Annotated in this window: 29 protein-coding genes and 1 tRNA gene; 5 read left to right on the forward strand and 25 right to left on the reverse strand. The window is 66.3% G+C overall.

Features of this window, described 5'->3' with window-relative positions; translation table 11 throughout:
- Window positions 1-35 precede the first annotated feature (35 nt).
- The 24 genes from FQK05_RS01520 to FQK05_RS01635 all read right to left on the reverse strand — a co-directional run bounded on the left by FQK05_RS01520 (window position 36) and on the right by FQK05_RS01635 (window position 15,941).
- On the reverse strand, window positions 36-2,177 hold the full coding sequence (locus tag FQK05_RS01520) for a phage tail tape measure protein (protein WP_158963907.1): 2,142 nt from the start codon (window positions 2,175-2,177) through the stop codon (window positions 36-38).
- On the reverse strand, window positions 2,167-2,424 hold the full coding sequence (locus FQK05_RS01525; RefSeq protein WP_158963908.1) for a hypothetical protein: 258 nt from the start codon (window positions 2,422-2,424) through the stop codon (window positions 2,167-2,169). The genes FQK05_RS01520 and FQK05_RS01525 overlap by 11 nt, the downstream gene beginning before the upstream one ends.
- Window positions 2,425-2,453: 29 nt before the next feature.
- A complete protein-coding gene (locus FQK05_RS01530; RefSeq protein ID WP_158963909.1) occupies window positions 2,454-2,789 on the reverse strand; it encodes a hypothetical protein in 336 nt (111 codons plus the stop codon).
- Entirely contained in the window at window positions 2,786-3,226 is a 441-nt protein-coding gene (locus tag FQK05_RS01535; RefSeq protein WP_158963910.1) for a phage tail protein, read from the reverse strand. The genes FQK05_RS01530 and FQK05_RS01535 overlap by 4 nt, the downstream gene beginning before the upstream one ends.
- A gap of 47 nt (window positions 3,227-3,273) precedes the next feature.
- Entirely contained in the window at window positions 3,274-3,657 is a 384-nt protein-coding gene (locus FQK05_RS25980) for a hypothetical protein (RefSeq protein WP_233270320.1), read from the reverse strand.
- Entirely contained in the window at window positions 3,657-4,136 is a 480-nt protein-coding gene (locus tag FQK05_RS01545; protein WP_158963912.1) for a hypothetical protein, read from the reverse strand. Before FQK05_RS01545 ends, FQK05_RS25980 begins: the two co-directional genes overlap by 1 nt.
- A 6-nt stretch (window positions 4,137-4,142) precedes the next feature.
- Complete coding sequence (locus FQK05_RS01550) at window positions 4,143-4,487, reverse strand: head-tail adaptor protein (protein ID WP_158963913.1); 345 nt, start codon at window positions 4,485-4,487, stop codon at window positions 4,143-4,145.
- Window positions 4,487-5,071, reverse strand: coding sequence for a head-tail connector protein (locus FQK05_RS01555; RefSeq protein ID WP_158963914.1), 585 nt, complete (start codon window positions 5,069-5,071; stop codon window positions 4,487-4,489). Before FQK05_RS01555 ends, FQK05_RS01550 begins: the two co-directional genes overlap by 1 nt.
- A gap of 15 nt (window positions 5,072-5,086) precedes the next feature.
- Window positions 5,087-5,395 carry a hypothetical protein gene (locus tag FQK05_RS01560; protein ID WP_158963915.1) on the reverse strand — a complete coding sequence of 103 codons (309 nt, stop codon included), beginning with the start codon at window positions 5,393-5,395 and terminating at the stop codon, window positions 5,087-5,089.
- Window positions 5,392-5,847 carry a hypothetical protein gene (locus FQK05_RS01565; RefSeq protein WP_158963916.1) on the reverse strand — a complete coding sequence of 152 codons (456 nt, stop codon included), beginning with the start codon at window positions 5,845-5,847 and terminating at the stop codon, window positions 5,392-5,394. Before FQK05_RS01565 ends, FQK05_RS01560 begins: the two co-directional genes overlap by 4 nt.
- A 71-nt stretch (window positions 5,848-5,918) precedes the next feature.
- Window positions 5,919-7,250, reverse strand: coding sequence for a phage major capsid protein (locus FQK05_RS01570; protein ID WP_158963917.1), 1,332 nt, complete (start codon window positions 7,248-7,250; stop codon window positions 5,919-5,921).
- 123 nt (window positions 7,251-7,373) lie between these two features.
- The gene (locus FQK05_RS01575; protein ID WP_158963918.1) at window positions 7,374-8,297 is read right to left on the reverse strand and encodes a S49 family peptidase; all 924 of its coding nucleotides are present in this window, start codon (window positions 8,295-8,297) and stop codon (window positions 7,374-7,376) included.
- Entirely contained in the window at window positions 8,294-9,505 is a 1,212-nt protein-coding gene (locus tag FQK05_RS01580; protein WP_233270321.1) for a phage portal protein, read from the reverse strand. The genes FQK05_RS01575 and FQK05_RS01580 overlap by 4 nt, the downstream gene beginning before the upstream one ends.
- A gap of 71 nt (window positions 9,506-9,576) precedes the next feature.
- Window positions 9,577-11,172 carry a terminase large subunit gene (locus FQK05_RS01585; RefSeq protein WP_456064403.1) on the reverse strand — a complete coding sequence of 532 codons (1,596 nt, stop codon included), beginning with the start codon at window positions 11,170-11,172 and terminating at the stop codon, window positions 9,577-9,579.
- A gap of 58 nt (window positions 11,173-11,230) precedes the next feature.
- Window positions 11,231-11,668, reverse strand: coding sequence for a P27 family phage terminase small subunit (locus tag FQK05_RS01590; protein WP_158963923.1), 438 nt, complete (start codon window positions 11,666-11,668; stop codon window positions 11,231-11,233).
- Between the two features lie 125 nt (window positions 11,669-11,793).
- Window positions 11,794-12,243 carry an HNH endonuclease signature motif containing protein gene (locus FQK05_RS01595; RefSeq protein ID WP_158963925.1) on the reverse strand — a complete coding sequence of 150 codons (450 nt, stop codon included), beginning with the start codon at window positions 12,241-12,243 and terminating at the stop codon, window positions 11,794-11,796.
- Window positions 12,244-12,271: 28 nt separating this feature from the next.
- Complete coding sequence (locus FQK05_RS01600) at window positions 12,272-13,054, reverse strand: hypothetical protein (protein WP_158963926.1); 783 nt, start codon at window positions 13,052-13,054, stop codon at window positions 12,272-12,274.
- Window positions 13,051-13,668, reverse strand: coding sequence for a hypothetical protein (locus tag FQK05_RS01605; protein WP_158963928.1), 618 nt, complete (start codon window positions 13,666-13,668; stop codon window positions 13,051-13,053). Before FQK05_RS01605 ends, FQK05_RS01600 begins: the two co-directional genes overlap by 4 nt.
- A gap of 177 nt (window positions 13,669-13,845) precedes the next feature.
- Window positions 13,846-14,487, reverse strand: coding sequence for a hypothetical protein (locus tag FQK05_RS01610; protein ID WP_158963930.1), 642 nt, complete (start codon window positions 14,485-14,487; stop codon window positions 13,846-13,848).
- Window positions 14,488-14,499: 12 nt separating this feature from the next.
- A complete protein-coding gene (locus FQK05_RS01615; protein WP_158963932.1) occupies window positions 14,500-14,736 on the reverse strand; it encodes a hypothetical protein in 237 nt (78 codons plus the stop codon).
- Window positions 14,733-15,227 carry a DUF1937 family protein gene (locus FQK05_RS01620; protein ID WP_158963934.1) on the reverse strand — a complete coding sequence of 165 codons (495 nt, stop codon included), beginning with the start codon at window positions 15,225-15,227 and terminating at the stop codon, window positions 14,733-14,735. Before FQK05_RS01620 ends, FQK05_RS01615 begins: the two co-directional genes overlap by 4 nt.
- On the reverse strand, window positions 15,227-15,382 hold the full coding sequence (locus tag FQK05_RS01625; RefSeq protein ID WP_158963936.1) for a hypothetical protein: 156 nt from the start codon (window positions 15,380-15,382) through the stop codon (window positions 15,227-15,229). The genes FQK05_RS01620 and FQK05_RS01625 overlap by 1 nt, the downstream gene beginning before the upstream one ends.
- Complete coding sequence (locus FQK05_RS01630; protein ID WP_158963938.1) at window positions 15,379-15,666, reverse strand: hypothetical protein; 288 nt, start codon at window positions 15,664-15,666, stop codon at window positions 15,379-15,381. Before FQK05_RS01630 ends, FQK05_RS01625 begins: the two co-directional genes overlap by 4 nt.
- Before the next feature lie 68 nt (window positions 15,667-15,734).
- The gene (locus FQK05_RS01635; protein WP_158963940.1) at window positions 15,735-15,941 is read right to left on the reverse strand and encodes a helix-turn-helix domain-containing protein; all 207 of its coding nucleotides are present in this window, start codon (window positions 15,939-15,941) and stop codon (window positions 15,735-15,737) included.
- 103 nt (window positions 15,942-16,044) lie between these two features.
- On the opposite strand from FQK05_RS01635, the gene FQK05_RS01640 reads away from it, so the two are divergent.
- The 3 genes from FQK05_RS01640 to FQK05_RS01650 all read left to right on the forward strand — a co-directional run bounded on the left by FQK05_RS01640 (window position 16,045) and on the right by FQK05_RS01650 (window position 18,002).
- Window positions 16,045-16,323, forward strand: coding sequence for a helix-turn-helix domain-containing protein (locus tag FQK05_RS01640; protein ID WP_158963942.1), 279 nt, complete (start codon window positions 16,045-16,047; stop codon window positions 16,321-16,323).
- Between the two features lie 435 nt (window positions 16,324-16,758).
- Window positions 16,759-16,965 (forward strand): helix-turn-helix transcriptional regulator, encoded by a 207-nt coding sequence (locus FQK05_RS01645; protein WP_158963944.1) that lies wholly within the window; start codon window positions 16,759-16,761, stop codon window positions 16,963-16,965.
- A gap of 122 nt (window positions 16,966-17,087) precedes the next feature.
- Window positions 17,088-18,002: a tyrosine-type recombinase/integrase gene (locus FQK05_RS01650; RefSeq protein WP_158963946.1), complete on the forward strand. Its 915-nt coding sequence runs from the start codon at window positions 17,088-17,090 to the stop codon at window positions 18,000-18,002.
- Window positions 18,003-18,090: 88 nt separating this feature from the next.
- Here FQK05_RS01650 and FQK05_RS01655 read toward each other — a convergent pair.
- Window positions 18,091-18,174: transfer RNA gene (locus tag FQK05_RS01655), tRNA-Leu, on the reverse strand.
- A 149-nt stretch (window positions 18,175-18,323) separates the two neighbouring features.
- Between FQK05_RS01655 and FQK05_RS01660 the strand changes: the two genes are divergently transcribed.
- Both FQK05_RS01660 and FQK05_RS01665 read left to right on the forward strand, forming a co-directional pair.
- Complete coding sequence (locus FQK05_RS01660) at window positions 18,324-18,902, forward strand: YqaA family protein (protein ID WP_158963948.1); 579 nt, start codon at window positions 18,324-18,326, stop codon at window positions 18,900-18,902.
- Entirely contained in the window at window positions 18,899-19,360 is a 462-nt protein-coding gene (locus tag FQK05_RS01665) for a disulfide bond formation protein B (protein WP_158963950.1), read from the forward strand. Before FQK05_RS01660 ends, FQK05_RS01665 begins: the two co-directional genes overlap by 4 nt.
- Window position 19,361 lies beyond the last annotated feature (1 nt).

Raw genomic sequence — 19,361 nt, forward strand, 5'->3', positions numbered from 1 at the left:
GATGGACACCGGCGGCCAAGTGATGACCTGCGGCACTATCGGCGCCCCCCGCCAAAGGTTCGTGTCTCACGCATGGCGCTGTCCACGTCGGACACAGCGCCACGGCGGGCGGTCTGGATGATCGATGCGCTGGCCTCGCCGACGACCTGACCGGCGATGTTCCTGACCAGAACGGCAAGGTTCCCGGCGCCGTCGATCCCGACATCAACGCGGCCCATTTGATTGCCGCCCCCGAACGCATCCTTGTTGGATATGACTTTGGCAGGACCAACGACTGGCTCGATTCCCCGTTCGCCGGCAAAGCCCCACTCACCGGCCCCCAGCACTCCGCCATCGGCAAAGAAACCCTTGAAGCCGCTGAACAGGCCAGAGACCGCCGCGCCAATTCCCCCGAAGCTGGTGCCTGAGAACAGCCCTTTCCCGGATTGACCAACAATCAAGTTGGCCAGTGCATCTTCAATCGGCGCAAAAGCCTTGTCGATCATCCGGTCCGCCATCCGCTGCATGATCGATACAGCCGCATCTGCGAAGCTCCTGAACTCGAATTCGCCGGACTTCAGGGCATCCTTGATCGGCGTCGTGATTTCGGACGCGACCGTCGCGGCTTCGGCCGCTGTTTCCTGCATCGCTTTCTTGGCGGCCTCGGCAGCTTCCTTCGCGGCCTTCCCTGCGCCCCCTCCGCCACCTGTAACGCTCTCAAGGTCCGGGATGTCCTTGATTGCCTCACCAAGATCGGCAGTCGCCGCGGCAGCGCCGCCCGCCTCTTCCGCGGTGGCCGCCATCACTGCCTTAAGGGCATTGAGCGATTCCATCGGAGCCGTCGCAGCCCCTTTCAGCAAGGCGCCGCCTTCGGCGATGTTTGCAACCGCATTGCCGCTCCACTCGTCGGCAATGCCGCCAAGGGCCTCCCCGATCTTGCTGGCGCCGATTTGCGCGTCGATCCCGAGGCCATCCATGATGCGATTGAACGGAGCGGCCATCCCGTTCACAAGCGAATCCCACTTTCCCGCGATCCACGCGAAGGCCGACACGAATGCGGCTGCAATGCCGTCGGCTGCGCCCTTGAGGATCAGGTAGAGGCCCCGGCCGCCCTGGCCGATCCTGCTCCATGTCTCTTGCGCCACGTCGCCAAGGAGGCTCAGAGCCTCCGAGAACCCGCCGGCCTTGTTCACCAGCTTCGTGAACCAGTTCGCCAGAACACCGGCAGCGACGACCAGCGCACCAATACCGGTCGCAAGCATTGCCCCGCGCATAGTGAACAAGGCTGCGACCATCGCACGGACAGCGCCAATCGCCGTTGCCATCCCGGATGCCATCAAGCCAATCCCCAACGTGACGGGGCCGATGGCAGCCGCGGCTGAAACGGAGACTGCGATGAACTGCTTCATCTGAGGTGAAAGGTTGCTGAACCATGCAGCCACATTCGCGATAGCCTCGGCGATGCGCTTCAACGTCGGGGCCAAGGCGACAGTCATCTGATTTGCCAGCCCCGTCGTGACCAGGCCAAGCGCGGACATCGCGTCGTTTGCCTCTTCGATCTTGTCGGCATCGATGTCGGAGACCTTGACGCCGAACCTCTCAAGTTCAGCGTTCGCCTTGTCGATGGTCGCGGCGTCCAGCCGCTGCATGGCAAGGCCGGTCCTGTCCCCGAAGATCTGCGAAGCAACCGCGGCCTGCTCCGCCGCCGGGATCAAGGCGGCAATGCGCTCCTGAATCAACTTCACCCGCTCGGCGGCATCAAGACCCGCGAGGTTGCGCGCCTCGATACCAAGGCGCGCGAAAGCCTTCGCGCCCGCGCCTGCACCCTGCTCTGCCAGGCTGATCCGCCGCGTCATGCGCAGGAGCGAACCTTCAAGCTCGCCCTGCGAAATCCCCGCCATATCGGCCGCGCGCGTCAGCGTCTGGATACTGCTGGTCGTGGTGCCCAGAGACTGCGCGAACTTTGCCTGCGCATCGACGGTGCGCAGAGAGGACCTGACCATGAGCCCGCCCGCAGCCACCAACGGCGCCGTCACGCGGGCGGACATGGTCTTGCCGACGCTGGTCATTTTTGCGGCCGCCTTCGACATGAACCGCTCCAGCTTGCCCATGCTGGTCTGCGCCCGCTTCGCCCCCTTTTCGAAGGCCGCGCTGTCGAGGCTCAGGAGCGCCCGAAGTGCGCCGATTTCAACTGCCACTGCCTGCCCCTTTACTCACTGCCCTCATCCAGGCGCGGGCTTCCACGACATCCGCCTCGCGGTTGACGCCTTCCTCGCGCTCAAAGCCCGGCTGGTCCGGCATGTCGTTCGGCTGGTGGACGGCGAACCGATGGTATGTCGCCGCCTGCCAGGCGATCCGCGCATCCCGCAACGCGGATGCTTCCAGGATGATCTGGGCTTCCCGCAATGTGGCCCGGGGCCATGCCTCCGGATCCTGCCCTGCCACGACCCACGCCCGAAGCCGGGCGGGCCAGTCTATTTCGACCGGGCCGCCCGCTTCGAGTTTTTTGCCGCGCCCTTCTTCGGCTCAGGAAAAGCGGCTTCCGCCACTTCGCCCATAAGTTCGCCGGCACCATCGATACCAAGGGCATCGACGATTTCGCCCGCGGCATCCATGTCAACGCCGGCGCCATCGCAGGCGCATTCCGAAACGATCCTGATCAGATCGCCGATCCGGAAACCCTCCTTAAGGCCGGAAAGCACCTCGGCAATGCCCTTGCCGTAGTGATCTTCAAGCGCCATCATCGCACGGCTGGCCATGCGGAACGTCTCGGATGTCCCGCCGATGTCTCTGGTCACGCCGCTGATCATGCCGCCGTCCCTTCAGTGAAGGTCGGTTGACCGGTGGTCCGGACGACAAGGTTCATGGCGATGATATCGCCGACCTCGTTGCTCTCCAGCTGGGGCGCCACATAGCCGGTGAACTCGAAGACATCGCCGGTCGCCTGCCCCGTTTCCTTCGGCAGCGTGGTCTGAAAATGGACCAGCGTTCCGGCCATCATGTAGCCATGCGCCTGCGCATAGCCCGCGCTGGAATAGCCGCAAGGCAGGGTGATCGATCCCTGATCCTTCAGGCCCGGAACGTATTCGCGGAAACCCCCGGGGCTCTGAAGGTGGGTCGCATCCTGATAGTCCACCTCGATGGTCGGCACCGCGATGCCCTTGCACTCCGGGATATCAGCCCAGGTGCTGCCGTCGGTGCCCCATTTCGTTGTGGAGCCGAAGACAATACGCTGCTTGGTCGCCATGGCGATCTCCTTTGCTCAGCGATGTGTGATTGCCGGTCCCCCGGCGGCTAGTCGTTGTGCGTGACCGCGAATGTCAGGGACACGCGCTTCAGCAGCTGATCCACGTCCCGATAGCCGATCCGGCCTTCCTTTGCGGTTTCCGTCCCGTCGCGCGTGCTCTCCAGGAAAACGCCCTGCACCACGCCGCCCTGATAGCCTTCGAGCAGACCGCGCACCTCGCGGGACGCGCCAAGCGCCTGCCAGAACGTCTTGCCGTAACAATCGATCTGCAGTCGGGTTTGCATCAGCCCCGTGCCCTTCTGGTGCATGGATCGCACGCCGCTGGTCCGAAAGATGGCTGCCCGCGGAAGGTCCGTTCCTTCGCCCAGGCTTCCCCACCAGACGCTAAAACCGACCCCGCCCGTGAGCAGGTCGAAGATCTGCTCTTCCATCATCCCCTCGCGGACCGCTTCGCGCGTCGGGCGACGGTCTTTTCGATCTCTTCCCAAAGCTCCTTGCCCAGGCCCTCCAGCATGCTGGCCTTGTGGATGTCCCAGGCGGGCTGCAGCATCGGTGTCGGCGCCACGGACCCGGTGAACCGCCCGCGTTTCTGGAACCGGGGGCCGGTTCCGAATTCGATCAGATGCGCTTCCGGCGTGCCGTCCCGCCCCCCGGGTGCCCCGACGAACAGGTTCAGGACGCTCTTGCCCTTTTCGGCATAGCTGTCGCCAAGCTGGCTGGCCGCGATCCGGGACGTGATCCGGAACACGTCATCCTCCGACCCGGGCCAAAGGGCGTTCGCCGTGGCGGCCACCGGCGCCAGCTGCTTCTTCATCGACCGCCGCGCCGCCCCTTTCGCGGTGCCCTGCGGCAGCGCAGCCAGAGCCTTCTCGATGTCGCGGAAGCCGGTCATCTTGAAACCCATGGACATGCCGGATCACTCCTCGTCGCGGTCGGTGTCGATGCGCCGAAGGACGTCCACGTGGTAAAACGCCCGTCGGCTGCCCCCGGCGGACCGCTTGCCCGCAATCTCCCAGGTGGCCCCGCGAAAGCTGAGACGGTCCCGCGTCGTCATGGCGTCCGTCAGGGAGTTGCGCCTCATCCGAAGCGAAGCCCGTTCGAAGGCCATTTCCTGCCCTACGGCTGCGGTCTCGTCCGATGACACCGGCATTTCGGCGGCATAGACCTTTCCCGCCTCCGGCCAGGTCACCTCTGGCTCATTGAACGATCCGCGCGCGCCTTTCGTATGGCGCAGCACGGTCACCAGCACATCCAGCAGCATCAGCAGGGCGCCGCCACGCGGGGACGCGCATAGCGCACCTGCTTGATCAGCCGCTTCCCGGTGAAACCCAGGCGCGGGGCCGGTCCCTCGCCCTCGATCAGGATGCCGGCGTTGTGCCATTCGCGCGCGATCAGGGTAATCGCCTGCCCGAGCTGCGGCGGCGGCGCGTCACTGCCTACCGTGGCCTGAATACGGATCGTGTGAACATCGTCGCCGAAACCTGACCAATTCGCCGGCAACAGCAGCTGAGGTTCATCGTAACCCTGCACAAGCTGCATGCCGTCGAGGCTTTGCGCCACGAATGCGCCGGTGGCATCGTTCACCGCCACTTCGACTATCCCGGTGACAGGGCGGCACGGGAACCACCACCGCCGCCATTCCCGGCCCATGACAGGCCAGGTGAATTCGTAAAGGCCCGCGGCAGGCGGGATGCCGGTCGCATCGCAGACCACGGCCTGCGCAACGGCCAGCAAGCTTTCCATCGGCGCATCGTCGACGACGTCGTCGGCCCCGATATGGCCCGCGCTCTTGAAATCCGCCACGCTCACAAGCGCGGGGGTTTCGCTTTCACCAATGTATCGCATCCCGCCAGACCGACCTCAGCTCCGCCTGCCCTGCTTCGGCGGCGCGCCGGCGGATTGATCCGCGCCATCCCCGGCCGAAGCGGCAGCATTTCCGTCGCCCGAAGCCTTTCCAAACGCCACCGTCCCACCGGACAACAACGGCGCGCTCAGGGCATCGGACGACACCCTGTCCGGCGTTTCCGTCTTGACCGGCGCGGCCGTCCCGGGGGCGCGCGCGATCCCCCGGGCTTTCAGGTCATCGGCCTGCTTGGCGGGAAAGCCCGCCGTCTCACCCTTCTGGTACATCCGCCAGGTTCGGTTGAACGTCACGGCCACCCGGATCATTGCGGCAACCGATCCATGCCGCCACAGATCATCAACGCCGACAGCGCCGCCGTATCCGTGCCGGAGGCGCTCAGGTCCGGGGTATAGTTGGCGCGGACGTAACGCGCACAGCCGCGCAGCTTCACGTCCACGTTGAAGCACCCGGTGACGGTGCCGCCACCGGTCGGGCCGGTGGCCACGACGGCGCTGCCGCTGGCGAAGCTGGCGGCATCCGACAGGTCGTCTTCGTCGCCGTGCTCGATTTCCCAGCCGACGGTCAGCGTCTCGCCTTCGGCCAGCGCGGCCGAAAACGGGATCGCGAGAACCCCGGAACTGGGCGATGCGATGCTCAGACGGTCGATGATCGCCCCGGTCACTTCGGTGGAATCGCCCGACCCGCCCGCGGTCGCGGCGGCGTTGGCGGCAGCGCGGATCGGCAGGATCAGCGCGCCGATGTCCTTTTTCTGGATCATGGTCTTGTCCTCTTTCGGGAAGGTGTGGATTCGCCCCCCGGTCATCCGGGCGACGTCAGGTCAGCCGCGGATCACGCGCCCCAGGTCACGGCCTTCAGCCACGCGACGGCCGGGATATGGCGCAGCCCGATGTCGTGCTGCATGATCAGCCGCATCAGGGTTTCGTCGCGGCTGAAGGACGACTGCAGCGTGCCTTGGGCATCGCGATAGGCCGCATCGCCAGACATCGCGATGTTGACGCCCATGTGTTCGCCGACGGCCACCTGGCGCGGTGCGACCAGGCCGATTTCCGACTCGTCCCCGTCCCCGCCCAGGTTGTCGGGAATCTCGGTGGTCACATGCACGCGCTTGCGGCGCAGCATGCCGTCCGCCATCTCCGGATAGACCTTGTTGCCGTTGCCGTCGCGCAGGTTGGTCAGGAACATGGCCACCCGCGGGGACATGACCCAGTGCGCCCCGGAATAGGGCACGTTCGCGTTGGCCAGCGCCAGTTCCAGCTTGCCCAGATCGTTGTCGACGTTCTGCAGGTTCACCGTGCCGTTCGCGTCCAGGATGTGGCTGGCTTCCCAGCTGGTCCCGACCGCCTGCCAGCGCAGGCCCTTGGGCGCGAACTCGGTGCCGGTTCCGCGCAGGAAGTAACGGTCCTGGATCTGTGCCGCATCTTCGATGGCGTCGTCGCGCACCATGCGGTCCACGGCCGTGGAAGCCGAGCGCAGCAGGTCGTTGGAAATCGGCACGATGCCCCGCAGCTTCTTCGCCGACAGCTTGAGCTGGCCGAAGGTCATGCCGGTGGCCGGCGCATCGTCGGTTTCGTCGCCATAGCCGAAGTCGGCGCCGGTCGCCCGGCGGTTCTGCGTGAAGTTGCCGTTCGGCATGGGGATGAAGCGCGGCCCCATCGCGGTGACGACCGAAGCCGGGCGCAGAAGCTCGATCACCTCGCTGCCCACGTCCTCGGGCACCAGGAACCCGCCCGCCTCGCCCGTGCCCATGTTCTGGCCCGCCGCGAACAGACCGGACTGGCCGTTTTCCTCGGCAATGGCCCGCGCCTCACGCACGCTGCCGCCAGCCGCTGCCAGCGTCCGCAGCATCGCCCCGAAGCGCAGACCGGGCTCCTTGGCCATCGCGGCCACGGCCGCACTGCCCTGCCCCGCCGGTTCCTCTTCCGCTCCGGGCTCCGGAAGTGCGCTGGCCGCCTGTGCCGCTTCGACGGCTTCGGCCCGCTTCACGTCCTTGTCGGCCTTGCCGAACGCGGTCTGTGCGGCCTCGAACGCGGCTTCGGCGCCCGCAATCGCTTCGTCCGTGGCGTCGTCCTGGTCGCCAAGCGCGGTCAGCGCATCGGCCCTGGCCTGCATGTCGTCCGCCGCGGCCTTCCGTTTGCGGCGCAGATCGTTGATGTCACCCATCGGTTTTCTCCTTTCGATGGTGGTGCCGCGCCCGCGCGCAGCCATGCTTTCCGCCGCAGCGGAACGAAGGGGCGCGCCGGGAACCCCCGACGCGCTGCGTGCTGTCTCGAATGTTCGCCGGCGTCAGAGCGTGGCGCGCGCCATCGCTGCCTGGGCGGCTGCAGCGGCAGCCCGGGCCGACCGTCGGACGCGCGGCTGGCGCGGCGCATAGGCCGCACCGATGCGGGCCCAGAAATCTGCATCGGTTTCGACGCGATCCGCCAGCCCGCGCGACACCGCCTCCTGCCCCCAGAAGATCGCGCCCCCGTCCGCCGGATCACCGGTCACGCTCAGCCGCGCGGGCAGATCTGCCAAGGGAATGCTTCGCCCGGTCGACACTGCCGCGTGGAATTCAGCTTCCATCGCATCCACGACGCGTTGCGCCTCGGCCTGGCCCGCCTCGGTGGTCGGATCGGGGCGCTTGGCACGGGCATGACCGGAAACGGTGACGAAGTCCTGCCAGCCGCGCGCCTCGCCCGCCTTCACGGGATGGCTGGCACCGCCCAGGACGCCAATGGACCCAAGAAACGATCCCGGCGTGATCGTGATGTCGGTGGCCTGCGAAGCGATCCAGTATGCAGCCGATGCCGCCAGAGGATGAACCAGCGCGTGAACGGGTTTGACAGAGGCAGCGGCAGCAACGGCACGGCCGGCGCCGGTACATCCGATCACCAGCCCGCCGGGCGAGTCCATGGGAAGAACGATGGCTGCCACATCCTCGTTGGCCGCCAATTCGCCAAGCGTGGCCTCCAACCCCTGATAGGTGGTCCAGCCCAGCCACCGCTCCAGCGCGAAGGCATTCGGCGTCAACAGCCCCCGTACGGGAACCACGGCAACGTTGCGGGTGATCGCGTAACGCTCCCCGGGCTCCAGCATGGCCGCGGCCTGCGCCCCCTGGGCCGTCGCCTCGGCCGGCAGATGCGCCGACAGGAAGGGCCCGGCCTGTTCCGGCGCAAGCGCCACCGGGGCCCCGGTGAACAGCCCCGCCACGGTCGTGGAAACGGTCATTCGTCGTCCTCCTGTTGCGCCGCCGGCGCCCCGCTGTCGCGGGTCATGTTCGGCGCGGGGTTCAGCATGGCGCCTTCATCGACCGGCCCTTCGCCGATCTTGGCGCGGGCTTCGTTGGGGCGAAGGAACGGGCCGCCGACCGCCCTGCTCAGGGCGTCGTATTGTTCCTTCGTGGTGGTCTGCAGAAGCGCCCCGAAATCATGGCGAAGAAACAGCCCGGCTTCGCGCTCCTCACGGGTCAGGATCGCCATGTTCATCTGGGCTTCGACCAGCTCGGACCAGTGCATCAGGCAGTCGGTCTTGTAATCGATGGCCTGCTGCTGCGAATTTGCCTTCACGCCCCCTTCGACGCTCATCAGCTTGAAGAGCGGCATCCGATACAGGCCCGCGATCATCTCGCGGTCGAACTTCCGCCCGGCCAGCAGTTCCGAATCCGCCGCCGACACGTCCAGCCGCTTCACGTCTTCTTCGGCCTGCGTGACGATCCACCCATCGGCGTCCGGATCGGTCATCGCGGCCTTGATGCGCCGGGCGTTGCGTTCGCGGTCTTCGTCGGTGTCGTAGACGTCCGCCAGCTTGATCACGCCCTTGGCGGTGCCGCCGGAGGCATTCCGCGCCGCCGCGCGCTGGCCCGCCAGGGCGATGCCCATGCTTTCGGCCGCAACGCTGATCGGACTGCGGCCGGTCCACCCGTCTTCGGCCATGTAGCGCATATGCACCATGGACCGTGCCGGCACCGTGCGATGCGTGCCGGCCCCATCCTCGAACTGGTAGAAGCGCTGCAACCCGTCGCGCAGGATCGTCACCCCACCCAGGCGCGGCAGGTCCAGCCGCATCAGCTCGCCACCGCTGTCCCTCGGCGCGTAAATGTGCCCATTGCCCCGAAGGGCGTAGGCATAGACCGCAGCGAACCGCACCACCTTGCCAGGAACGCCGGGCGCCGCCTCCACGTTCAGCAGATATGTCGCGGGATGTTCACGCACCCGCACGTCCAGCCCATCGCCCCGCTGCCAGAGCTTCAGCGGCACCTTGGCAAGGTCGCCGGAGATGTTGTTGCAGCAGGAAAACACGGTTCCGTGGTTCGCCGCACTCTGCGGCGTGACCGGCGGCAGGCCCCGAACACGCGTGGCGGATCCGCCCCATCCTGCCGACAGGAAGCCCGAGATCCCCGCTTGCGCAGCGGCGCCCACCGCGACATCGGCTGTCATCGGCGGCTCACTGCGTGGCACGGCCGGAACAGATGCCGCGCCGACGCGCGTGATTTCCAGCCCGAGAATCTTCATACGATGATCACATCCTTTGCCTTGCGTTTTTGGGCGCCGAACTCGGCACGGCCCACGGCCATGATCGCGGCGACGGCCGGATCGATCCGCCCGGTGGCCTTCTTCTTGTTCGGCTTCACGTTCTCGGCCGCGTCTTCGTCCAGGACCACGTTGCCGACCGCCCAGGCCAGGACCGGGTTGGCATTGTGCCGGATCCGGCCCTGCATGACGGCCCGCTCGAACCGCTTGGTCGGCTGCGACATGCTCTTGTAACCCTGTTGATGCGACACCAGCGGAACCCGCATCTTGTCGATGGCCTTCTCGACATTCTCGAAGCGCCAGGGGTCATAGGCGACTTCCTGGATGTCGAACCGGTCGGCCAGCCATTTCACCCGCTGCACGACCTGGTCTTCATCGATGACCCCGCCCTGGTGGACCTCCAGCCAGCCGTCATCGCGCCACGCCACATAGTCGCGGTTCTCCGTCTGCGCCCGGGCGATGAACCCCTTCGGGCCGCTGGGGATGAAGGAATAGACGATCAGGAAGATCTGATCCTCCACCGGCACCGCGACGGCGATGGATGTCAGGTCGGTGGTGCGGCTCAGGTCGACCCCCAGCCATGCCTTCCGCCCGAACAGGTCGGACACATCGAACGGTGCTGTGGCCAGCCCGCCGTCCCAAAGATCGCGACCGATCCAGCTTTCGCTGCCTTCCGTCCAGAGGTTCAGGTGCAGCCTCCGGAAGTTGGGCATCTTGCCCCGGATCGCCTGCGCTTCGTCGTGAATGCGCCGGAAATCCGCTTCGGTGAACGCCACCCCGATGTTCGGATTGGCCATCGCCCAGGTTACCGGGTCCGACGGGTCGGCATCCGCGGGCGGCTCGGCGACATAGGCGAAGAACGCGTCGTCCTTCACGTCCCCCCGCAACACCCGCTCGGCATATTGGCGGATCTCGCCGCAAACGCTGGCCCGGTCTGCCCCCGCGGTCGTGATCGCCCAGTCGATGGGCTGCGACCGGGCGATCATCGAGTTGACGACCACCTCGGCCAGTTCCCGGTCCGTCCAGCGGTGCACCTCATCCCGCGCCGCGAAATGCGGGTTGATGCCGTCCGCGCTGTTCCCGTCGCGGCTCAGTGCCCGGATGTACCCCCCCGTCCGGTCGCAGGATATCTGCGCCTTGTAGACGTCCAGCAGCTCGCCCAGCACGGGCGAAGCGCGGATCATCCGCTTCATTTCGTTGAACAGCAGCCCGGCCTGGTCCCGTGTGGTGGCGGCGCAATAGCCTTGCGGTGCCCCTTCCCCGTCGAACAGCTGAGTGAACAGCATCGGCACCGCCGTGTCCGTGGTCTTGCCGTTCTTCTTGGCCACCTGGTGATAGGTGGACCGGAACCGGCGCAGCCCGGTTTCCTCGTGCTTCCAGCCGAAGACCGATCCGTGCCGGAACACCTGCCAGGGCTGCAGGTCGAAACTTGCGCCTGCCATCTTGCCCGTGGTGTGGCGCAGCAGCCCGGCGAAGTTCACGATCCGGTCGGCCGCGCGGGTATCGAAGAACAGCCCGCGATCCGCGGCGGTTTCCAGGTCCAGCAGGTGCCGTTCACACGCCATCCGAACCATGGGCCCGGCGACAACTTCCCCCTCAACGACGCTGATCGCGTACCGGGTGACCGGGTGATCAACCGGATCCATCGAGCTGCCGCATGATCTGGTCGAACAGATCCCCCTGCGCTCCGTTCGCCAGTCGCGTATCATCCACAGGCGACATCCCGAACAGCGCGCCAAGCTGGCGCATGTTGGACAGCGCATCCTGGCGCGCCTGCCAGTTCGCCGTCTTCTTCTGCTGCAGACCGTTGCGGGTCCGAACGGTATAGGTCCGCCCCTCCAGCGTGATGTTGCTGGTCAGTTCGACCACGTCGGCCACAGCCTCGCAGTAAGCCGCGAAAGTGTCTTCCCAGATCGGTTCCAGGCGGTCCTTCCGAACCAGCTCCGGGGCCAGGCGCTCCCAGACCTGCTTCGCGCTCTCGGACATCAGGTCGTGCGGCTCAGGCACCGGCTTGGGCACATCGCCACGCATCGGCACGACGTTGTCGAGCGTCGGCTTTCGTCCACGCATGGTCTTGTCTCCAACTCGGCCACCTGCCGATAAGACCTGATCAGGTGGGCTTTTTTCCTCAATTCAGCCCGCACAGAAACGGAGGTCTGACGGTCGGTTTCGGGCAGGGTGCACAGGTTTTTCACCTACCCCCGGTCCGCGTGCCAAACCTCACGGGCTGTCTTCCGGCTGTGGCAGCGATGACAGAGCGGCTGCCAGTTGGATCGATCCCAGAAACGCCGCCGATCACCCTTGTGCGGGACAATGTGATCAACGTCCGTTGCCGGCTCGATGACGCCCAGCTCCCCGCAGTCCCCGCAAAGCGGATGCCTGGCGAGGAACGCACGCGCCGCCGACTTCCAACGCGGATCGGCATAGAGCGCGCGCGCCGCGGCGGCATGTGGCGTTGCCTGGGCCGCAGCCTTCTGCGCGGCGCGCCTGACATCCTGCTCTTTTTGATGACGGGCGCAGCGGGCGCCGCCTGCGTCCGCGAATTCTTCGCACCCAGGTGCTGCACAGATTTTCAGAAGAGCACTCCCCCAAACGCAACGCGCCCGGTCGGGATGTCCCGCCGGGCGCGCGTGTGGTGCTGGCATCCTGTCTAGTACCCCCGGGATTCGACGGTCAAGAAGAATTTCGCCAGGGGGTCATCGGCGGCAGGTCGTCCGTGAGTTCGACCCAGGTCAGGGGCACATGCTGCAGCGCCGCCAGCACCGTCATCAGGTGCCCGATCCAGTCGAGATAGCGCCGCCGGGCCGCCCCGATCTCGCGCGGGGTCCGTTCCCACCGGCACGGCGTGTAGCGCACAGCATCCGCGACGATCACCCCCTTGCGGTTCCGCCGGGGCTGCGGCCGCCAGCCGCCCGGGCCCAGCTCTGCCGCATCGGCCGTGGCCGGGCGCCAGCCGTTCTGGTTCTGGTGCCATCCCTCCGGGACGATCCTCGGAACAGCCCCCACCAGCGGATCCGGCGTGGTTCCCGACCGGGCGAGATCCGCCAGCCAAAGCGCCTCAGCCCGGGGCAGCGCCCCCTGCACCGCCGCCGCGATCAGTTCCGCATCGTCCGCCGGCCGCGACCGGCCCCAGCTGACATCGACCCGCCGCCCCAGCTCCGCCTGCTGCAGCAGGATGTATTCCATCCCGAAGCCCGGGCCGGTCTCGCCCAGACCCTCGCCATAGCTCAGCCGCGCATGTTCCGTGCCGAAGGCCCATTCCAGCGCCTCGCGCACCCCCATTTGGCGAACGGTCCGCGGCTCCGGTCCGGGGCGGGTGTTGGATGGCGTTGCCGGGTCCACCGGTTCGAACCGGGCCACCTCTTTCCCGGCCCTGTCCGTGCAGCGGGTCACCTGGCCGCCATCGGCCAGGAAGGCCGCGATGGCCGCCTGTTCTTCCGTCGTGAGAGGTTTCATGCGGATGTTCCTTCCCTGCGGGCCGTCTCGCCCGCGGCCACGATGGCCAGCGCCCGTCGTTCGATGTCGTCATGAGCATCAAGGCTCGCCCGGTCGGACGCATCGGCCCGGTTCTCGTCCACACGGGAACGCAGCCGCGCCGCGGTGTCCGCGATCTCGCGCGCCCGCATGTCCAGCGCCCGCCGCTCCGCGTCGTGGATCGGGGGCCGCCGGTGGCGTTCGATGAACTGGAACTCCGCCACCAGCCGCCCCGGCACCGCCCGTGCCTCGGCGCCCGCCCGGCTGCCGAACCAGCTGGCAATCGCCGGCAGCTGTTCCAGCGGCCGCGGCTGGTAGCGCTGCGCCGTGGCCAGGAACCCCACCCGGCCCGGCCACCAGCTGCGCCGCGTACCCTCGCCGCTGGCCTCGGCCCATTCGCGCAGGCCCGCCAGAACCCGGTCGCTGCAATAGCCCAGCTCGTCCGCCAGACCGTCCAGGAACGCCCGTTCCCGGGCCTCGCGCTCGGCCGGACGCTCGCCCTTCTTCGGTTTCATCCCCATGCCTGCCTCCTGCAGCGGGCGGATCAGGATCCGTCTCACCCGGTCGCGGCTGGTTTCCTGTCCATCGCTTGCCATCGTCTTCCCCCTTTCTCGGCCCTTCGCCGGTGCCATCTTGTCCACAGGTTCGGGCGACAATGTCCCTTTCCCTGTTTTTTCCCTGTCCCTGTCCCTGTCGGTGTGGACAGTCCAAGACTGTCCGAGACTGTCTTGAAGTGTCCTTCGGACAGTTCGGGACAGTTCAGGACAGGGTCGTCAGCGTCGGCGGAGGCCCAGGTCCGCCATGTGGTTCGACCAGGCGCCGATGGCCCGTTCGATCCAGGCCGCGCTGCGATAGTCGCAGCCCTCGTCCAGCAGCCACTGGTCCATCCAGAGCACCGCCGCGTCGTTCTTCGACAAATCGACATGGTAGCCGGCCACGGCACTGCGCAGCCGCATCTGCCGCTTGCTGGCGCTGGCCCGGTCGTTCCGGGCGCGGTTGTCTTCCTTCCGCGCCATCGCGTCCCGCATCATCGCCAGCACCGTCGGGTGATAGAGCCTGACCGTGCCCTCGCCGGCGTCGTCGCCATCGCAGATGCACCGCTTCCAGCGATGCAGCGGCCCAAAGGGCAGCCGGCACAGGTTCACGAAGTGGGCGTGATCGCACATCGCGAACTTGGCCAGCTGCTCGGTATCGTCGGGCAGCGTGCCGATGGGCGAATGCCCATAGGATATGTTGATCAGGTCGAAGTAATAGGCCCGCGCCTCGGGCGTGCCCTTCAGGCGCATCTCGCTGTTCAGCCAGCGCTGCCGGTGCCAGGGCATGAACCAGTGGCTGTCCAGCCGGTCGTCGCTGGTGAAGGGATAGACCGGCAGATCCTCGTCCCCGCCCACCACCGAGAGATATGCCGCATTCATGCCCCGCCCCCCTCAGAAGTCGATCTCGCCGGTGACAAAGACCGGCCGGCATTCCACCAGCGACAGCCGCTGCGGCGGCGCCACCAGCGCGCAAAAGCCGGTGACGGCCTCCAGCACGACGAAAGTCCGCCCGGGGCTCTGCCGGGCCAGCTCCTGCGCCTCGCCCTCGGCCTCTTCCCGGCTGTCATGCGCGGTGCGCGGCGCGCGGCCCTGCAGGCTGCAGACGATCCAGAATTGGCCCTCGGTCATGTTGCGTCCTCCAGCACCAGGACCGGCACGTTCACGGCGACCGCGGCGCGCAGAACCGCCCAGACCTCGGGGCTGTCGTCCCAGCCGGGAACGGCCAGGACCGCCACCACCGCGCAGGCCCGCTGCAGCGGCATCGTCCAGCCGGTCCAGAAGACCGTGTCATTGGGGGTCAGCTGCGGGTCGACCAGGTCGAGCTGCAGCATCAGCGACTGGATCGCGGCCACAGGCACCGCGCAGACGCCCAGAAGGGCCAGCGCCCTTGCATGCCAGGCCGCAACCTCGCCCGCCGCGATGGCGGCATCGAGGTCCCAGCCGACGCCATAGTCGTCCACCGCCAGGTCCCCGGCCCAGGGCATCGCGAGATAGACCAGTCGGCCCTTGGCCACCTTGGCCACGTCCGCGAAAGCCGCAGAGCGCCGGACAAGGCCCGCGCGTTCGCAGGCCGCCACGCCCGGGGCCTGCCAGTCGGGGATCGCCGGCAGCGCCATCATCAGGCCGCCCCCTTGCCCAGCGTGAAAAGTTTTTCCGCGGCGCGGCGCATCAGGGCCGCCCGCCGCGCCCGGCCCCGGCGCATCGGCCGGCGCGAAAAGGCAAGAAGGGCGTGCGCGCCCCAATGGGCGGCCGCGTGAAAGGTGGTCCGGATCATTTGTCACCACGCCCCAGCCAGTGGCCCAGGAACATCGCCGGCTGCATGATCACCAGCGCCGACAGGTGCACCGCACTCGGCAGCGTCTCTTCCCGCAGCCAGTACCGCACCGTCCGAGGCGAGATCGGATCGCCCTTCTTGTCCCGGAAATAGTGACAGGCCTCCTCGGCCAGCCCCTTCTCGCTCTGGTGCCCAGGAAACTCCGTCCACAGCGCCTTCACGACCAGCTTCTTCAGCGCCCGCTCCTCCGCCGACCCCGTGCACTTCTGGCAAGATCTTTCCACACCGTCCGCCCTATGATCGCCCCGTGACGTGCGAACTGGAACGGAACCGGGAAAGGGAGAAACGGAGGTCATGCACTGGCCTCCGTTTTTGCATCAGCCCATGCCGAAAGCGGCACTTGCTTGCCCGTGATACGCTCGATTGCAGCCGCTTTTTCCCAGGACGGCTTGGATCCACTGAGCCAGCGGTTCACAGTCGGCTGGCTGACACCAACCGCTTCCGCGAACGCCTTTTGCGTTAAACCACTGGATTTGAGGTACTGTGCGAGTGTGACCATGGCCAATAAATACGCTCAGCGTATGAATTGGTCAATCCGCTCAACGAATATTTATCCGGATGCGGGTATGGCCGGAATCGTGCCCATCTGAAACACAGAAGCTATGAAAAACCTGAAGCGGATACGGCAACACAGGGGCTGGTCCCAAGCGAAGCTGGCGGAGGCCGCCGGTGTGAAGCAGGCGACCATTTCCAGAATAGAGAGCGGGACCAACAACCCCTCCCTCGCCGTCGCTGACAGCATAGCAAAGGCCCTCGGGGTCAATACCGTTGAGCTCTTTGGCATTCCTGAGCTCGAGCAACGCTTTCTTGAAGCCTTTCGCGCAGCAACGCCAAAACGGCGCGCCGCGCTTCTGACGCTCCTGGAGAGCGATCAAGAATAGTCGATTCACCTTCACCGGTCACAAGATATCGCGCTCCAGCCAAGACCTGACGGGCATATTCTGCCTGCATCCCCCAACCCCCCAATGTTCTTGGTACGTTCTAACACAGCCGAACTCATACTGCGCGGATAAATCTCTGGCAATATACGCTGTACGTATTTACACAAGTATACGTTACGAGTATTTTTCGGCAGGATGCGACGCACCTCAATTCGGGCCGCCCATGTACGCCAACCGCTCAATATCGACGTTTCGAGGTAACCATGATGACCAGGAGCAAACTCTCCGACCTGAACGAACACCCGTTCGCCCAGCTAGGGCGCCTGAACGGGCGCTTCGGCCGTGGGTACGATGCTGCCCCAGCCGAGCTGAAGCCCACCATCCTCGCCGTCACCGAGCTGGAACACCAGGCGCGGACGGCGAGGAAGTAGACCGATGGCCGAGTTGTCACCCATAGCTGTCAGAGAAAAGCACGCCGCGGCCATGCTCGACATGCCGGTGACGGACTTCCGCCGTCTGGTCAGCCAGGGCGCCCTTCCCCGCCCGGTCCGGATCGGCAGCTTTGATCGCTGGCGGGTCGACCAGCTCCGGGCGACACTGGACGGAACCGCCGCACTTCCCGACGAGGGCTTCGAACTATGAGACCGCCAAAACCACGGATCACCAAGCCACGCCTCCTTTGGCGCTGGAAGGGCGACACGTGGATCCCGGTCTATCGGGTCACCTGGACGGAAAACGGTCATCAGAGGGCCAGGCAGACGGCCTTGGCATGGAAGGGTGATCCCGAGGAACTGGACCGCCTCTACTGGCTGGCGCAGTCCGGAAAGCACGAAGCCCAGCAGGCACCCGCGCGCTACACTTGGCAGGAATGCGTGGAAGCGTGGCGGCGCGATTCAGTCAAAGGGCAAGGCAAGCTCGCGGCCAACACGAAGACCAGCTATCGGCGCACCATGGACGCGATCCTGGAGAAGAACGCCGCCAAGGACATGCGCAGGACCACACGGCAGGCGGTTCGGGCCGCGCTGGAAAAACTGGCCGACACCCCGAGGAAGGCCAGTCGCTATGCCCAAACCGTCAGCCTGCTTTGGAACTATGCCGAACGGGAACTGGACTGGCCCATGGGGCAGAACCCGGCCAAGGGGCTGGCAGCCTACAAGCCTGCCCGTGAATACGCGCCGTGGCCGGAGTGGATGTTGAAGAAGCTGACCAGCGCCCCGCAGAACGTCCAGATCGCTGCGGCGCTGATCCGCTACACCGGTCAACGCCCGAGCGCGGCCATCGCCATGCGGCATGACCATTTCGCGGGCGAGTGGATGACGGTCACCGACGAGAAAGGTCGCAGGGAATTCGACGTCTACTGCCCTGCGCCGTTGCGCGATTTTCTGTCGACCCAGCCCAAGGGCGGCGCCCATATCCTCGCGAAGAACCTGCGCGAACCAGTGGGGTACGATGGCATCGAGAAGGCATTCAGGACGTGGCGCGCGACTCTCGGGGACAGAGGCGCGCCCTACACGCTGCACGGCCTCCGGAAGCTTGCAGTGGTCGAACTGGCCGAGGCTGGGTGCGGCGATGCCGAGATCCAGGCAGTCACCGGGCAGAGTGCTGAAATGGTGGCCTACTACCGCCGGCAGGCGAACCGGAAACGGCTCAGCAAGTCCGCTCAGGAGCGTCGAAAATAGGAAGAACGGAACGAAAACGAAACAGGACTCTGTGACCCTGCCCTGTGACCCGCAGGTCCACGGATGAACCGAGAACCTGCTAAGTCATTGGTACCCAAGGCCGGACTCGAACCGGCACGCCCGAAGGCGGGGGATTTTGAATCCCCTGCGTCTACCATTCCGCCACTTGGGCCCATTTGGCATCCCTACCGTGCAGTCCCGGGCCCGTCCAGCGGCATTTTGCCAGAGCGGACGCCGCAGCCGTTGACCCGGCCCGCCCTGCATGGTTTGTCCGTCCCAGGCCCCGCGGGACGGCGGCCCCGAGCCTCCTAGGACCTGCCCATGCTGAAACGCCTCTACGACGCGACCATGCGGCTGGCAGACCATCCCAAGGCAATCTGGTGGCTGGCGCTCGTCTCCTTCGTGGAAAGCTCGTTCTTCCCGATCCCGCCCGACATCCTGATGATCCCGATGATCCTCGCCCGCCCGAATCGTGCCTGGCTGATCGCGGGAGTAGCCCTGGTGTTCTCGGTCCTCGGGGGGCTTCTGGGCTATGCCATCGGCGCCTTCGCCTTCGACAGTATCGGCCGCCCTATCCTTGAGGCCGCCGGCAAGGCCGACGCGATGACGGAATTCAATACGCGGTTCAACGATGTCGGCTTCTGGGCCGTTCTCATCGCGGGCGTGACCCCCTTCCCCTACAAGGTCATCACGATCATGTCGGGCTGGACCGCCATGCCGCTGCCGACCTTCATCGTCACCTCGATCGTCGCGCGCGCCATCCGTTTCTATGTCGTGGCGGGCCTGCTCTATGCTTTCGGCGAACCGATCCGGGATTTCATCGAAAGACGCCTGGGGCTCGTGTTCACCGTCTTCGTCGTGCTGTTAATCGGCGGATTCATCGTGGCAAAGAACCTGTGACCCGTCGTTTCCTTGTCCTGCTGGCCACGGCCGGCTCTGCCGCGCTGCTGCTGGGCGCCCTTGGGTTCCAGTACATCGGCGGCCTCCCGCCCTGTCACCTGTGCGTCTGGCAACGCTGGCCGCACCTGGCCGCTCTGGTGATCGGCCTGATCGCCGCCATGGTTCCGGGCAGGCTACTGCCGCTTCTGGGCGCTGCCGCCACGCTGACGACTGCGGGCGTGGGCCTCTATCATACCGGGGTCGAACGCGGCTGGTGGGAAGGCCCGACCACCTGCACTTCCGGCTCGATTGAGGGGATGAGCAGCACGGACCTGATGGCCCAGATCATGAACGCCCCAATCGTCCAGTGCGACGTGGTTGCCTGGCAGTTCCTGGGCCTGTCCATGGCGTCGTGGAACACGGTCGCAGCACTGGTCCTGACATGCATCTGGATCGCGGCCGCGCTGAAGCGCGACTGAG

Origin of the sequence: Chachezhania sediminis (assembly GCF_009765275.1) — a bacterium.
In the GTDB taxonomy this organism is placed as follows: Bacteria; Pseudomonadota; Alphaproteobacteria; order Rhodobacterales; family Rhodobacteraceae; genus Chachezhania; species Chachezhania sediminis.

Coding starts and splice junctions, on each gene's coding strand:
- FQK05_RS01530 (WP_158963909.1), bottom strand. CDS start 2,789: ATGATCAGCGGCGTGACCAGAGACATCGGCGGGACATCCGAGACGTTC.
- FQK05_RS01535 (WP_158963910.1), bottom strand. CDS start 3,226: ATGGCGACCAAGCAGCGTATTGTCTTCGGCTCCACAACGAAATGGGGC.
- FQK05_RS25980 (WP_233270320.1), bottom strand. CDS start 3,657: ATGGAAGAGCAGATCTTCGACCTGCTCACGGGCGGGGTCGGTTTTAGC.
- FQK05_RS01545 (WP_158963912.1), bottom strand. CDS start 4,136: ATGTCCATGGGTTTCAAGATGACCGGCTTCCGCGACATCGAGAAGGCT.
- FQK05_RS01550 (WP_158963913.1), bottom strand. CDS start 4,487: ATGCTGCTGGATGTGCTGGTGACCGTGCTGCGCCATACGAAAGGCGCG.
- FQK05_RS01555 (WP_158963914.1), bottom strand. CDS start 5,071: ATGCGATACATTGGTGAAAGCGAAACCCCCGCGCTTGTGAGCGTGGCG.
- FQK05_RS01560 (WP_158963915.1), bottom strand. CDS start 5,395: ATGATCCGGGTGGCCGTGACGTTCAACCGAACCTGGCGGATGTACCAG.
- FQK05_RS01565 (WP_158963916.1), bottom strand. CDS start 5,847: ATGATCCAGAAAAAGGACATCGGCGCGCTGATCCTGCCGATCCGCGCT.
- FQK05_RS01570 (WP_158963917.1), bottom strand. CDS start 7,250: ATGGGTGACATCAACGATCTGCGCCGCAAACGGAAGGCCGCGGCGGAC.
- FQK05_RS01575 (WP_158963918.1), bottom strand. CDS start 8,297: ATGACCGTTTCCACGACCGTGGCGGGGCTGTTCACCGGGGCCCCGGTG.
- FQK05_RS01580 (WP_233270321.1), bottom strand. CDS start 9,505: ATGACAGCCGATGTCGCGGTGGGCGCCGCTGCGCAAGCGGGGATCTCG.
- FQK05_RS01585 (WP_456064403.1), bottom strand. CDS start 11,172: ATGGTTCGGATGGCGTGTGAACGGCACCTGCTGGACCTGGAAACCGCC.
- FQK05_RS01590 (WP_158963923.1), bottom strand. CDS start 11,668: ATGCGTGGACGAAAGCCGACGCTCGACAACGTCGTGCCGATGCGTGGC.
- FQK05_RS01595 (WP_158963925.1), bottom strand. CDS start 12,243: ATGCCAGCACCACACGCGCGCCCGGCGGGACATCCCGACCGGGCGCGT.
- FQK05_RS01600 (WP_158963926.1), bottom strand. CDS start 13,054: ATGAAACCTCTCACGACGGAAGAACAGGCGGCCATCGCGGCCTTCCTG.
- FQK05_RS01605 (WP_158963928.1), bottom strand. CDS start 13,668: ATGGCAAGCGATGGACAGGAAACCAGCCGCGACCGGGTGAGACGGATC.
- FQK05_RS01610 (WP_158963930.1), bottom strand. CDS start 14,487: ATGAATGCGGCATATCTCTCGGTGGTGGGCGGGGACGAGGATCTGCCG.
- FQK05_RS01615 (WP_158963932.1), bottom strand. CDS start 14,736: ATGACCGAGGGCCAATTCTGGATCGTCTGCAGCCTGCAGGGCCGCGCG.
- FQK05_RS01620 (WP_158963934.1), bottom strand. CDS start 15,227: ATGATGGCGCTGCCGGCGATCCCCGACTGGCAGGCCCCGGGCGTGGCG.
- FQK05_RS01625 (WP_158963936.1), bottom strand. CDS start 15,382: ATGATCCGGACCACCTTTCACGCGGCCGCCCATTGGGGCGCGCACGCC.
- FQK05_RS01635 (WP_158963940.1), bottom strand. CDS start 15,941: ATGGTCACACTCGCACAGTACCTCAAATCCAGTGGTTTAACGCAAAAG.
- FQK05_RS01640 (WP_158963942.1), top strand. CDS start 16,045: ATGAAAAACCTGAAGCGGATACGGCAACACAGGGGCTGGTCCCAAGCG.
- FQK05_RS01645 (WP_158963944.1), top strand. CDS start 16,759: ATGGCCGAGTTGTCACCCATAGCTGTCAGAGAAAAGCACGCCGCGGCC.
- FQK05_RS01660 (WP_158963948.1), top strand. CDS start 18,324: ATGCTGAAACGCCTCTACGACGCGACCATGCGGCTGGCAGACCATCCC.